Genomic DNA, 14,019 nt, shown 5'->3' with positions numbered 1-14,019 from the left:
CGTATTGCTACGTCTGTACTGGAGTTAGGAGTTAGGAATTGATAACTGTCAACTGTCAACTGTCAACTGTCCACTGTTCACTGCCTACTCATTTGAGAGTATAACTGTAAAGCAGAACTCCAAACTAAATAACCATTAGGATTAAGATGTAATCCATCAGTTGTCAAATTTGAACGGAGATTTCCTTGTTTGTCAGCAAACAAAGGATATATATTTAAGTATTTTACGTTTTCTTTTGCTGCTATGGTTTGTAACTGTTGATTTAAGTTGCGAATACGACTATTAGGAATTGCGACAAGTTTTTCTTTTCCTTCCCAAGTTGCTTCTTCTCCTTGATGTGGCAAAATAGACTGAATCACGATTTGTGCTTTGGGATGCTTTTGACGCAAATAAGCCATAGTCTGCCGTTGATTATCTAAAATTGTTTGATCATCGACATCAGCAATTAAATCATTAATGCCTATCATCACAAAAACGGTTTCCGGTGTGGTTTGATCGAATAAACTTAATCTTTTTAATAAACCAGCCGTTTTTTCTCCAGAAATTCCTTGATTTAACCATGTTTTATTATCTGGTAATAATTCTACAGGAAACCACAAACTTAGAGAATCTCCAGCCAATATAGTTAAATCGCGGGGCTTTTTCTCTGCTGCGACTTCAGCCTCTTGTTTCAAAATATTTACCCATTTTTGATAGTCAAATTGATGACGTTTACCTGGTTGAGTCTGACTATTAGAAGTAGGTGGAGGGGTAGGAGAAACTACAGTACCGAAAAAAGCGGTAAAACCCTGCTGTTTTCCGATCAGCAAGATTACCGCTAATAAAAGTATGCCGTTACTTAATAAAGAGAAAAATGCCCAAGCAGGAAAGGTTTTAACAGAACTAGACACGGGTAGCGAGATAAATCTATTATTTGCATAAGATTGTAATCTACACTTTGTCGGATGAATAGGGAATTGGTAATTGGTAATTGGTAATTGGTAATTGGTAATGAATTAGGAGTTATGAATTTTAACCTCTAACCTTTAACCTTTAACCTCTATAAGCTTCTTCACCGTGTTCGCTGATGTCCATTCCTTGTAATTCTGCGTTTTCATGCACTCGTAATCCGACTGTGACATCAACTACTTTGAGAATAATCCAGGTACCAAATCCGGCGATAAAATAGGTAAGGGCGATCGCAGCCAATTCTAAAAGTAATTCGTCGGGGTTGCCAAATAATAAACCGTTTCTTGCTCCTGGATTTACTGCTCTACTGGCAAAGATACCTGTCAATATCACACCAACTGTACCACCAATTCCATGTATGGGATAAGTATCTAAAGCATCGTCAACCTGCATTTTATGCTTGATGCTGACGGCGTAGAAGCAAATAAAAGTGGTGATACTACCAATTAAAATTGCTGCTATGGGTGTGACGAATCCCGCAGCTGCGGTAATACCAACTAATCCTGTAACGCTTCCGGTTGCTATACCTACTGCTGTCGGTTTACCCCGCAGGCTTTTTTCTAGAATTAACCATGTTAAAGCTCCCGCTGCGGCGCTGGTATTGGTATTTACAAAGGCAATTACTGCTAAATTATTGGCTTCCAAAGCACTACCTGCATTAAAGCCAAACCAACCAAACCATAGTAAACCAGCACCTAATAAAATAAAAGCGATATTGTGCGGTGGACTTAATTTATCGGGATAAGTTTTCCGGGGTTTGAGATACATCGCGGCAACAAAAGCAGACACTCCAGAATTTATATGTACAACTGTAGCGCCCGCAAAATCCAAGGCACCCCAACCACCAGATAAACTTAATAATCCACCTATACCCCAAACCATATGGGCGATTGGGGAATAAACAAAAATTGACCACAAAACTACGAATACTGAGTATCCGGTAAAACTCATGCGTTCGGCGATCGCGCCGGAAATTAAGGCTGGGGCGAAAATGGCAAACATTCCTTGATAAGCCATAAATGCTAAATGGGGAATTTGTGGTGCGTATTCGCTGGGTTCTAAACCAACGTCATTTAAGCCCAGCCATTCAAATCCACCAATGAATGCATTACCAGGTGAAAAAGCCAAGCTATAACCCCATAAAACCCAAGTAACACCGATAATAGCCATGGTCACAAAGCTCATCATCAATGTATTGAGGACATTACGGCTGCGGACAAATCCACCATAAAAAAAGGCAAGTGCCGGTGTCATGAGTAACACCAAAGCTGCACAAATTAATATAAACGCGATAGAACCATTATTCGTAGCAGGTGGAAACCCTGGTGATTGTACTTGAGCAAAGGCATTATCCATTGTTCGATTTACAAGCAGCAAAGTTATGATTAATATCAATGTGGTTTTTTTTAACACTTGTTATTGGGAATTGGGAATTGGTAATAGGTAATAGGTAATTGGTAATTGGGAATTGGTAATTGGTAATTGGGAATAATTAGTTATAGATTTTTAATTGCAGTAATCATCTCAAATTAGTTGAGATTTAGCTATGATTTACGATGATTTTAGTTTTAACAAATCAATTCATATGTGTTTTTTTAGCTTTTTATTTAATGAGTTTTGTTTGAGATAGACAAATGTGATTAACTTGATTTCATCTCGACTATTACAGAAGTCGGGTTTTTATGAGTGTTTTGTGGGATTAGGAATAAACATTATAAAAACCCGACTTCTTACCCCACGAAAAATTAAGGTTTTCGGGAATATATCAATTACTCCTATCTATCCCGCTCGAAAATTACCTATTTCTCTTTATCTTCTTTCCTTTGCGTTCTCTGTCTTGAAAAGTTGTTCATGGGGGAAACCCCCAAGACCACACTTTTCGCTGTGTCTCTGCGGTTTTTTTTTCAGTAATCTTTCAACGAGAACGGAGTAATTGTTTAACGTTGCAGAATCCGGGTATGAATTTAGATTCTGAGACGTTACAGTGTAACGTCTCTACACAGATTTCGCTTATCCATAAAATTTGATTTATAATTCAATCTTGTGGTGCATCTAAGCCAACCTACTACTATTCCCAATCCCCAATTACCAATTATCAATTCTCTTGTTAACAAGCTTTATCTTAATCCTACTTATAGGCTTTTTCATCGGACAAATTGCTCGACGTATCAAAGCTCCTGCATTAGTAGGTATGGTTTTGGTAGGAATTATCCTCGGTCCTCAAGTTACTAATCTCATCGCTGCTGATATACTTACAGCATCTGCTGCTTTGCGAACCACAGCTGTAATGATAATTTTGATGAAGGCTGGGTTGGGTTTAGATCGGGAAAAACTTGTACAACAAGGAACTGTAGCGCTACGGTTAGGTTTCCTTCCTGCAACTTGTGAAGCTTTAATTATTGCCTTAACTGCAATTTGGTTATTAAATTTCGATTTTGCTACTGGATTATTACTCGGTTGTATCATTGGAGCCGAATCACCTGCGGTAATTGTACCGGCAATGCTACGCCTCAAAAGTCTGGGTTGGGGTGTTACAAAGGGAATTCCTGATGCTATCCTCACCGGCAGCGCTCTGTCTGATGTTTTACTATTATTAGTGTTTAGTTTGTTATTAAATTTTTTGACACAAGGAGCAACTTCTGGGGTAAGTTTACCTTTTGGTATTACTCTGAGTGCAATTCAATTCCTACCGATTCAAATTATTTGTCAAATTGTTTTAGGAATATTATTTGGTTTAGTTACAGCAAAATTATTAGTTTTGTTACTGGTAAAGCAGAGTTGGACTCAAAATGTGGTACAGGATACCCTAGTTGCAGCAAGTTTAGCATTGTCGCTGGTAGTAGTAGCGGAGAAATTCCCCTTCTTCTCTGGTTATTTAGCAGTCATGGCAACGGGATTTTTCTTGATTGAGTTGGATGCTCCTTTAGCTAGAAGATTACGCTCTGGTTTTGATAGTTTGTGGGTTATAGCAGAAATCATTTTGTTTGTGTTGCTCGGAGCAAGTATTCAAATACAAGTATTAGAAAAAACTCTGGTACCTGGCTTGATAATTATAGCCATTGGAACGCTTATCGGACGTTCTCTTGGATGGTATTTATCTACATTAGGAAGTAATTGGAAATGGCAAGAAAAGTTATTTTTACTACCTGGAAACTCAGCAAAAGCCACAGTGCAAGCCGCAATCGGAGCGATTCCCCTAGCACAAGGAATTGATGGTGGAGAGACAATATTGGCGATCGCCGCTTTATCTATTTTAGTAACTGCACCTTTAGGAGCTTGGGCAATTCCCACTTTTGCACCAAAGTTGTTAGAGCGGGGTGAAGTAGACCCCACAAAGGTGGCGATCGCCAGTAGGATTATCATATTAGCTGCGGTTGATACTTCTGCTATGGCTACTCAGGTATTAATTAAAGCTGCCGATTTTGCTCGTCGTAGTAATGGTGAAGTCATTGTACTCCACGTAATTAATACCAGCGATGCTCAAGCAATAGAATTTTTAGAGAAAAAAACTCAACGACTTTTAGCAGACATTCGCCATCAGTTTATTACAATTACAGGTTCAGTTCCAGAGGAAATTATCCGGGTAGCTAAGGATTATCAAGTTACTGATATTGTCATGGGTAAACGAGGACATCAACCTTGGAAGACGCTTTTGGTGGGTTCAGTTTCCCAAGCTGTATTAGAATCTAGTTCAATTCCTGTAATTTTAGTTGAGAATGAAAGTATTGTTAAATAGTGTGGTAAGAAGTCGGGTTTTTATGACTATTTTGTGTTTTACCGATAATCTGGTAAAAACCAGACTTTTTATAAAAACCGCAGAGACGCAGCGAAAAGTGTGGTCTTGGGGGTTTCCCCCATGAACAACTTTTCAAGACAGAGAACGCAGAGGAAAGAGGTTTTTCAGAGAATGGCGTAGGAGTAATCAGAAGTCGAGTTTTTAGGCTAAATATCCTTTAGACAAGAAAATGTTTCTAAAAACCCGACTTCTCAGTTTTTTACAAACTTGTAGGCATATCTCCTTGTGTTGAAATTCCAGGTCTATCTATTTCACCATATCCAATGGTGTCAACTTCTTTCGCAAAACCGCTATAAGCTTCCATTCCGTGTTCACCAATATCCAAACCTTCCAATTCTTCTTCGCGGGTTACACGAATACCCAATGTCGCTTTTAACGCTACCCAGAAGATGGTGCTGAGCAAGACAGTCATTCCTCCTACAGCCAAAGCACCTGCAAATTGAATGAATAGAGGTTGTATACCACCACCAAAGAATAAACCTGCATTTGGTCCAGCTGCATAAATACCGTCGGGATTTGCTCCCACAGCAAATAAACCTACAGCCAAAGTACCCCATAAACCGCACACCAAGTGAACGGAAAGCGCACCTACAGGGTCATCAATTCTGATTTTATCGAAGAAGGTGACAGAGAATACGACCAAAGCTCCGGCAATTGCACCAATAATTACCGCACTACCCAAGTTTACCCAAGCACAACCTGCGGTGATACCCACCAAGCCAGCCAAAATACCGTTGATGATCATCGATAAATCTGGCTTACCTAAATAACCCCAAGCTACAAAACAAGCAACAGTTCCACCAGCAGCAGCAGCTAAGTTAGTGGTTAATGCAATGTGAGCAATGGCATTTGCATCAGCAGCCATTGTAGAACCGGGGTTGAAACCAAACCAGCCCAACCACAAAATCAAACATCCCAAGGTAGCGATGCTCAAATTATGCGGAGGTATGGCATTGATTCTACTGTCGCTATACTTACCAATACGAGGACCAAGTATGGCTGCACCCATCAAAGCAGCCCAACCACCAACTGAGTGTACAACTGTAGAACCAGCAAAATCCCAGAAACCGGCTGCGGCTAACCAGCCACCACCCCAAATCCAATGTCCGGTAATTGGGTAAGCAATACCAACTAGTAACAGACTGAAAATTAAGAAGTCAATAAACTTGATTCGTTCGGCTACGGCTCCAGATACAATTGTCGCAGCGGTTCCAGCAAATGCTAATTGGAATAAGAATTTCGCCGACAAAGGCACACCAGCCCAGTTCAGAGAACTGAAAACACCTTGATAAGCATCACCTGTTACGGGGCTGTTATCTGCACCTTGCAATAAGAACCCATTTAAACCAAAGAATGGGGTTCCATCACCGAACATAATACCAAACCCAATTACCCAAAATGCCAGGGTAGCCAAAGCAAACACAATCAAGTTCTTAGTCAGAATATTGACGGCGTTTTTCTGACGACACATTCCGGTTTCTAACATTCCGAAACCAGCGTTCATGAAGATGACCAAAAATGCGGCAATTGCCACCCAAAGCGTATCTAATGCAACTTTGAGTTCCGCTGTGGTTGGTCCTTCGGCAGCAGGAGCCTGAGCAACTGCGGCATAACTCCAAGCCAATACAATTAAGCCTGCAATAGGTAAAGAAGCACGTAAACTAGGGTTTAAACCTTTGATTCCTCGCTCTATTTGCTTGACAAATGAGCTATTACCTGTACCGCTTCGCGGCTGTTTTGAATTACCTATTCGACTTTTTCTATTAATTCTTTTTCGCGTTAGTTTTTGCATCTTCACTCCAAAACTTCCTTAACTTTCCTTGACTGGAAAAACACCGCTTTCTTTATGGTAAAACAATCTTACTACTAAGCTGAAACTAGCCTCTTAACTATCAGCTTTTTAGCTAGACCCGATATCAAAAACATCATTTTCCCGAATCCCATAACTAGCTTTTCGGTAATTAATGCTTGATTTTTATACCTATGTAAAGATGTTCCTCGAAAAGCCTATTAAACAACTAGGAAATCAAACAATCTAGTTAACAGTCAACAAAGCAATGATACATATGTCGCTGTAACTAGTTTTTCTTAAAAGACTATTAAAGATTATTATTATGTATTTTTGGAAACCTCTCAAGTCGCCTCATAAATTCTTTAACAATTCGATGTTTATCTAAAAGCCTTTTCATTGAGGAATTTGCTAGATTTAAAAAAGTTACAACGGTTAAGAAACAAAATTTACAGGACACTCTTTGTAAATTCTGTAACTGTTGTTACTATTTTTTACTATTTCAGATCATTTGCGACGGTTCTTGAAGCTCTAAATCACCATTGTAATTAGTATTTTGTCAATATATCATAATTTTATGATTGCAAATAAACATGGTAATTATTATTTTTTATACGAATAAACTATCTTTCTACTTACGTAGAATAATATGAATATTTTATAAGAAATGTAACTACTTATTTTTGAGATTTTTTTTGTAATGCAGAAATTTGTGATTTAGTATTTATTTTTTCAATTTATTTTTTAATTGAATAAATAAGAGTAAAAATACCTGTGCGGGCAAGTTAGTTTGAGTACCTTTTTCTCTCATCACAATTTGTATAATGTTTATAACGGCTTTACATTTGTTCTAAATATTTTTGGTAGCCTAATTTTTCTAACTTTTCTTGCTTTGCAATCACAGAATCCCGGAGATTTTGACGATATAAAATCACTTTTTCGAGTAAATCTGGTTGATAAGTAGCGAGTATTTGTACTGCTAAAAGTCCAGCATTTTTGGCATTACCGATAGCCACAGTTGCTACAGGTATACCTGCTGGCATTTGCACGATAGAATGTAAAGAATCGACACCTTTTAAATACCGACTGGCAACGGGAACTCCAATAACTGGAAGCGGGGTTAAAGCAGCAACCATACCGGGAAGATGTGCTGCACCGCCGGCTCCAGCAATAATCACTTTAATTCCGCGAGAAACAGCAGACTGAGCATATTCCACCATGCGGTGTGGGGTACGATGAGCGCTGACGATCGCAACTTCAGTAGTCACGTCAAATTCTTCACAAATTGCGATCGCCGCATTCATAGTAGGTAAATCGGAGTCGCTACCCATGATAATGCCGATTAGGGGAGTCATAAGAGAGTTGGGAGTTAGGAGTTATAAGTAATTAAAATTCTAAATCGTTCCTTTGTCTACCTCCCATTGCCAATTACCCATTACCAATTACCAAAAATGATATTTTTATTCTTGATTAATAGTGCTAGTTTCTATCAAAATCGAATCAGCTTTAACTAATATCTCGTAAATCCCATGAATCTCAAAACACTAAGCAATTTTACTACTCCATTAAATATAATTAATGCTCTGGTTCCCGGTTACAAAGATAGACAGATGTTGTTTATTAACCGTGATGGGATTATTGAACAAATAGTGTCCATGGATAAAATTATCAAACGGGTTCCCCTGACTAATTTACAAGTATTGGATGCCGAGGGCGATCGCCTTTCTTTGGGTGGTGTGGATTTACAGATTAACGGTGCTTTGGGAACTGCGTTTCCCGAATTAAATGCAGAAAATGCCGGTAATTTAGCAAAAATTTGCGATTATCTTTGGGATAGTGGTGTTGACGCATTTGTACCTACTCTGGTAACAACTTCTGTGGAAAATATTCAACGTTCCCTTAAAGTTATTACCGATTTTATGCAAAATCAAACTTCGGGAGCGAAAGTTTTAGGAGTGCATTTAGAAGGACCATTTTTGAATCCCGAAAAACGCGGCGCACATCCTCAAGAGTATCTATTAAACTTATCACTTGCAGAAGTGAGAAGAGTTATAGGGGATTTCACAGAGATTATTAAAATAATTACTTTAGCGCCGGAATTGGATGGTGATCACGAAGTAATTTCTTATTTGCGTCAACAGGGTATCACCGTTAGTTTAGGACACTCTCAAGCCACCGCAGAACAAGCACAAAGCGCCTTTAATGCCGGTGCGACGATGGTAACTCATGCTTTCAATGCAATGCCACCGTTACATCACCGCCAACCTGGTTTATTAGCTGCTGCTATTACCCACAAACAAGTTATGTGTGGTTTTATTGCTGACGGTAAGCACATTTCACCGATGATGATAGATTTATTGTTACGAGCAAGCGATTATGCTCAAGGACTTTTCTTAGTCAGCGATGCTTTGGCTCCTTTAGGATTACCAGATGGAACTTATCCTTGGGATAGTCGAGAAATTACAGTTACTGATGGTACTGCACGGTTAGCAGATGGAACTTTATCAGGAACTACTTTACCACTGCTCGCAGGAGTACAAAATTTGGTGAAATGGGGAATATGTGATGTAGAAATAGCGATCGCACTGGCAACATCCGCACCGCGACAAGCAATTGGTTTATCGGGAATTGAAGGCGCTCATGCTAGTAATTTGTTACGTTGGAATTATGACGAATCAACTAAAGAATTAACTTGGCAACGGCTATTACCTTAAACAGTATTGAGATAAAACTGAATATATTTCACAACAAACCACAAAGCTACCGCTACAGATTTGTGGTTTTCTGCTTTTTTATGCGTTTTATCGTCCTCAATTGGTGTATTGTACCGATAATAAGCATTTTCTCGATTTGGAATCGTTAAATATTAAATTATATAAATCTATGAACGTAGTAGACGATAAGACCATTGTTAAAGAATATTTCAATTCCACCGGCTTTGATCGTTGGAGACGCATTTACGGCAATGGTGAAGTAAACACAGTTCAGCTTGATATCCGCAAGGGACATCAAAAAACCGTAGATACGGTACTTAGCTGGTTAAAGAGTAACGAAAATTTGTCAGAAATCTCAATATGCGATGCTGGATGTGGTGTGGGTAGTTTGAGCATACCTTTAGCTCAAGCCGGAGCCAAGGTTTACGCCAGCGATATTTCCGAAAAAATGGTCGAAGAAGGAAAGGAGCGAGCCGAGCAAATTTTAGGGAACGCGGATAATCCCATTTTTACCGTACAAGACTTAGAAGCCTTGAGTGGTAACTATCATACAGTTGTTTGCTTGGATGTTTTGATTCATTATCCTCAAGAAAAAGCCAGCGAAATGATATCTCATTTATGCAGTACCGCTACAGAACGAATAATTCTCAGTTTCGCACCTAAAACCTTTGCTCTGACTATACTCAAGAAAATCGGCAGTTTCTTTCCAGGGCCAAGTAAAACTACCCGTGCATATCAGCATCGTGAAGCCGATATTGTCAATTTTTTGCAAAAAAACGGCTTTAGCATCCAACGTCAAGCCATGACACGCACCCGCTTTTACTTTTCCCGTATACTGGAAGCTGCGCGTAAGTAAGGTTAAGATCGCGGCAAGATATCACATCTTGTCGTGTTTCTATGAAGTTTCTCACAAAAGTTTCCGCTGGTTTGCTACTTTCATTCGGATCTATTCTTCTCATGCACGTAACTGTGGAGGCATTATCGACTAATAATCAAGAGACTCAAGAGCAAAAACAAGAAATCGCAGATCAAGCCTTTGCTGGTTTAGCTTTGGGTTTATCTGGTGTCGGATTTGGAACCTGGCTGATATTGGGATTGCGTCAGCAACATCAAAAACAGCTAATGAGTCATCTTCAATCTACCTTTTATCGTCTTGTCGAAGAACAAAGAGGACAAATTTCCTTATTGCGCTTTGCTAAAGAAGCCGAAATCACAGGAGAAGAAGCCAAATTATTCTTAGATTCCAAAGCCAAGGAATTCAATGCTACCTTTGACCATAGTCGAGAGGGTGGCGTTTATTATCACTTTCATCTTTGATCGGGTGTATTTATTTTAATTTTGTTTTGTTTTAATTAGATTGTGGAAACGTTTTATTAACGTGAGTTCCCACTATGAGAAGTCGAGTTTTTATCAAAAACCCCACTTCTTACCCCAGTAAATAGTAATTAGGGTTCAGAAGTCGGGTTTCGTGAAAGTTACCCGACTTCTTGGTTCAACGAGTGATAATTTGATGATTTAAGACTGGAAGCTTTGATGGAAGTAGGGTTAGAATCGTTCTTAAACTCAAAACTTTCAAAATCTTATGAAAACTGCTGAGAAGTTAGCTGCCGGTTGGTTGATTACATTAGGGTTTATGCTGATGACAATATCGGGCCAGGCAATGAGAGATAAAGATTTAATGTATAAGCAAATACCGCTTGGTGCCTATACCGAACAGGATTTCGTCAACCATCAAGCAGTAACTCTTCTAGATATGACAGCCCTCAATGGGATGATATTTGGTTTACCCAGTTTAGTTTTGGGTGGATGGTTAGCATTGGGAATGCGTCGTCAAAGCAAACAAGAAGAAAACGCGATCGCCCAACAAATGAATCTTCATTTACAATCGATGTTTTATCGCATGATAGCCGAAAATGAAGGACGCATCACAGTTTTAGGCTTTGCAATGCAATCACAGCTACCACCAGCTACCGCTAGACAATTCCTAGACGACCAAGCCAAGCAATTTAATGCTAACTTCAAAGTAACTGAAGATGGTGCAGTTTCTTATCACTTTGATATATAAGGTTTAAGGTTAAAGGTTTAAGGTTAAAGGTTTAAGGTTAAAGGTCAAAGGTTTAAGGTGATAACTCCTAACAAGCATCAACTATCAACTAACAACCATCAACTATCCATCAGATGACAAAAATATTTATGAGCCTAGCAGCCTTGTTCGGAGGTTTATCGGTGGCTGCTGGTGCTTTTGGTTCTCACGCTTTAAAGGAAAGACTTAGCGCTCGCGCTTTGGAAATTTTTGAAGTTGGGGTTCGCTATCAAATGTATCATGCTTTAGCACTTTTACTTGTCGCAATCTTGCTCAGTCAAACCAAATCACCATCACCAAATTTAATTGCCAGTGGCTGGTTATTTATTATCGGCATATTTATTTTTTCAGGCAGCTTATACGCCCTAAGCTTAAGCGACATTAAAATATTAGGAGCCATTACCCCAATCGGTGGTGTAGCATTTATCACTGCTTGGGGTGCATTGGCGATCGCCGCATTCAATTATCAATGAGGAGTTAGGAGTTAGTACCACCGGAGTTAGGAATTTTAGATTTTAGATTTTAGATTATAAATATCTCCCCATCCCCTTTAACCTCTACCCTCTAACCTTTAACCTTTAACCTTTAACCTTTTTTATGTGCCGATTACTTGCCTACCTTGGTTCGCCTGTTTCATTAGAAAAGCTACTTTACAACCACGAACATTCACTGATAACCCAAAGCTATCAACCCCAGGAAATGATGTCTGGAACTGTGAATGCTGATGGTTTTGGTGTGGGTTGGTATCATATTCAAAAGGATACTGAACCTTTTACCTACAAAAGCACGCTACCGATTTGGAATGATGTTAATTTACCCAGTCTCAGCCGCTACGTAGAATCTGGATGCGTAGTTTCTTACGTTCGTAGTGCGACTTTGGGGCAAGCACTCGATATAAGTAATTGCCAGCCATTCAAATATCAGCGCTTATTATTTCTTCACAATGGTAAAATTGATCAGTTTCGTCAGACTTTATATAGACCTATACGCAGTTTATTAAATGATGAAATTTATCAGTGGGTAAATGGAACTACGGATTCAGAGCATATTTTTGCTTTGCTACTTAACGAGTTGCAAAACAACCCAGGTAAAAGTTTAGAGCAAGCTATGCATCTAATTTTACTTAAATTAAAAGAGTTGGCGGAACGTCATAATACTTATATTTTGGCTAACTTAGTTGTGAGTGACGGAAACCGTCTTGTTGCTTCTCGGTTTAGTACAAAACCTCCATCCCCAACTCTATATTGGCTGCAAAATGATGCTAATTTTTCCAACTCGGTAATTATTGCTTCTGAACCACTGTTTAAAGGTAATTGGAATTCATTTCCAGAAAATAGCATTCTTAGTGTGAGAGAAGATTGTGATCTCAGAATTGAGCAAATCTAATTTAAAAGTCGCCGGTACTCCGCCGTGCGACGACCGGCTTTCCCCGGTCAATAGTACAAAACAGAGCATTATCCGCGCTTTTGTGGAATGTCGTGCTAAAACTCTTGAGTTATTTAAAAATATGGATGAAGCTACTTTTTGTCTTCAAGCTCATCCAGATTTTAGCCCCGTAGGCTGGCATTTGGGGCATATTGGCTACACTGAATCTTTATGGATACTAGAACGTAATGCGGGTGAACCTTGTTTGTTTCCCCAATACCGTCAACTTTATGCAGCAGACGGTTTACCCAAAAATCAGCGGGTTAAATTACCTACGCTCGCAGAAACTCGCGATTACCTTGATACAATCCGAGAGAAAGTTCTTTATTGTATGGAAAGAACTGATTTAAAACAGCAAGAACGTTTATGGCGGTTTTTACTACAACATGAAAGTCAGCATAGCGAAACCATTAGCTTTGTCTTGGAACTGATAAGAAATCAGCAGTCAAATCAAGAAAAAGAAAATTCTTGGCATTTTGCTTATTCTTCTCCTTTATTCTCCAACCCTCTCAATGAGATGATTCAAATTCGGGCAGGTGAATTTGAAATGGGTAATAATTCTTTGGATGCTCTCGATAACGAACGCTCTGCCCATAAAGTTTATTTAGATACATACTCAATCGATCGCTATCCCGTAACCTGCAAGCAATATCGAATATTTACGGAATCTGGGGGTTATAAAAACAAACAGTGGTGGTCGGAAGCAGGTTGGGAATGGTTGCAAACAGAACAAGCGACACAACCACTTTATTGGGAAGATAATCCAGATTGGTACAATCACCCAGTTTGGGGTGTAAGTTATTACGAAGCAGAAGCTTACGCAAAATTTGTCGGTAAAAGATTACCTACAGAAGCAGAATGGGAGAAAGCCGCGAGTTGGGATGAAAAAGTAAAATGCCGTCGTATTTATCCTTGGGGAGATGAACCACCTACAGCCGAACACTGCAACCACAATAATATTCATAATCAGACAACACCAGTAAACGCTTACTCATCCGGACAAAGTGCCTACGGTTTATACGATACTCTAGGAAACGTTTGGGAATGGACTGATAGCTGGTTCGATCGCTATCCAGATTTTCAGCATTATCCATACAAAGGCTACTCCCAAACTTACTTCGACAACGAGCATAAAGTTCTTAAAGGTGGAAGCTGGGCAACTCGTCCCTGGGCATTACGGTGTAGTTTTCGTAACTGGTATCATCCTCATATGCGTCAGATGTTCGCTGGATTTCGCTGTGCGGCTTGAAGGGGGGATGGGGAG

The 14,019-nt window shown here is 39.4% G+C and carries 12 protein-coding genes; 8 read left to right on the top strand and 4 right to left on the bottom strand.

Features of this window, described 5'->3' with window-relative positions:
* Positions 1-77: 77 nt before the first annotated feature.
* Positions 78-890 (bottom strand): GDSL-type esterase/lipase family protein, encoded by an 813-nt coding sequence (locus tag IQ247_RS14255; protein ID WP_193921004.1) that lies wholly within the window; start codon positions 888-890, stop codon positions 78-80.
* A gap of 142 nt (positions 891-1,032) precedes the next feature.
* Positions 1,033-2,304, bottom strand: coding sequence for an ammonium transporter (locus tag IQ247_RS14250; RefSeq protein WP_193921002.1), 1,272 nt, complete (start codon positions 2,302-2,304; stop codon positions 1,033-1,035).
* A gap of 748 nt (positions 2,305-3,052) precedes the next feature.
* On the opposite strand from IQ247_RS14250, the gene IQ247_RS14245 reads away from it, so the two are divergent.
* Positions 3,053-4,684, top strand: coding sequence for a cation:proton antiporter (locus tag IQ247_RS14245; RefSeq protein ID WP_193921000.1), 1,632 nt, complete (start codon positions 3,053-3,055; stop codon positions 4,682-4,684).
* Between the two features lie 259 nt (positions 4,685-4,943).
* On the opposite strand, the gene IQ247_RS14240 is transcribed toward IQ247_RS14245, so the two are convergent.
* Together IQ247_RS14240 and purE are read right to left on the bottom strand one after the other, a co-directional pair.
* A complete protein-coding gene (locus IQ247_RS14240; RefSeq protein ID WP_193920998.1) occupies positions 4,944-6,536 on the bottom strand; it encodes an ammonium transporter in 1,593 nt (530 codons plus the stop codon).
* An 836-nt stretch (positions 6,537-7,372) separates the two neighbouring features.
* Positions 7,373-7,888 carry a 5-(carboxyamino)imidazole ribonucleotide mutase gene (gene purE / locus IQ247_RS14235; RefSeq protein WP_193920996.1) on the bottom strand — a complete coding sequence of 172 codons (516 nt, stop codon included), beginning with the start codon at positions 7,886-7,888 and terminating at the stop codon, positions 7,373-7,375.
* Between the two features lie 174 nt (positions 7,889-8,062).
* Between purE and nagA the strand changes: the two genes are divergently transcribed.
* The 7 genes from nagA (at position 8,063) to egtB (ending at position 14,004) form a co-directional block, all read left to right on the top strand.
* Positions 8,063-9,247: an N-acetylglucosamine-6-phosphate deacetylase gene (nagA, locus tag IQ247_RS14230; RefSeq protein WP_193920994.1), complete on the top strand. Its 1,185-nt coding sequence runs from the start codon at positions 8,063-8,065 to the stop codon at positions 9,245-9,247.
* A 169-nt stretch (positions 9,248-9,416) separates the two neighbouring features.
* A complete protein-coding gene (gene bchM / locus IQ247_RS14225) occupies positions 9,417-10,103 on the top strand; it encodes a magnesium protoporphyrin IX methyltransferase (protein WP_193920992.1) in 687 nt (228 codons plus the stop codon).
* A 41-nt stretch (positions 10,104-10,144) separates the two neighbouring features.
* Complete coding sequence (locus tag IQ247_RS14220) at positions 10,145-10,564, top strand: hypothetical protein (RefSeq protein ID WP_193920990.1); 420 nt, start codon at positions 10,145-10,147, stop codon at positions 10,562-10,564.
* Positions 10,565-10,829: 265 nt separating this feature from the next.
* Positions 10,830-11,312, top strand: a complete 483-nt coding sequence (locus IQ247_RS14215) for a hypothetical protein (protein WP_193920988.1) — start codon at positions 10,830-10,832, stop codon at positions 11,310-11,312.
* Between the two features lie 128 nt (positions 11,313-11,440).
* Positions 11,441-11,803: a DUF423 domain-containing protein gene (locus IQ247_RS14210; RefSeq protein WP_322745503.1), complete on the top strand. Its 363-nt coding sequence runs from the start codon at positions 11,441-11,443 to the stop codon at positions 11,801-11,803.
* A 124-nt stretch (positions 11,804-11,927) separates the two neighbouring features.
* Positions 11,928-12,716 (top strand): ergothioneine biosynthesis protein EgtC, encoded by a 789-nt coding sequence (gene egtC / locus IQ247_RS14205; protein ID WP_193920984.1) that lies wholly within the window; start codon positions 11,928-11,930, stop codon positions 12,714-12,716.
* A 67-nt stretch (positions 12,717-12,783) separates the two neighbouring features.
* Entirely contained in the window at positions 12,784-14,004 is a 1,221-nt protein-coding gene (gene egtB / locus IQ247_RS14200; RefSeq protein WP_322745504.1) for an ergothioneine biosynthesis protein EgtB, read from the top strand.
* Positions 14,005-14,019: the final 15 nt, after the last annotated feature.

Source organism: Plectonema cf. radiosum LEGE 06105 (genome assembly GCF_015207665.1).
Classification (GTDB): Bacteria; Cyanobacteriota; Cyanobacteriia; order Cyanobacteriales; family Nostocaceae; genus Rivularia; species Rivularia radiosa_A.
The sequence above is the reverse complement of the archived record's forward strand: the minus strand, read 5'-3'. Positions and strand labels throughout refer to the sequence as shown.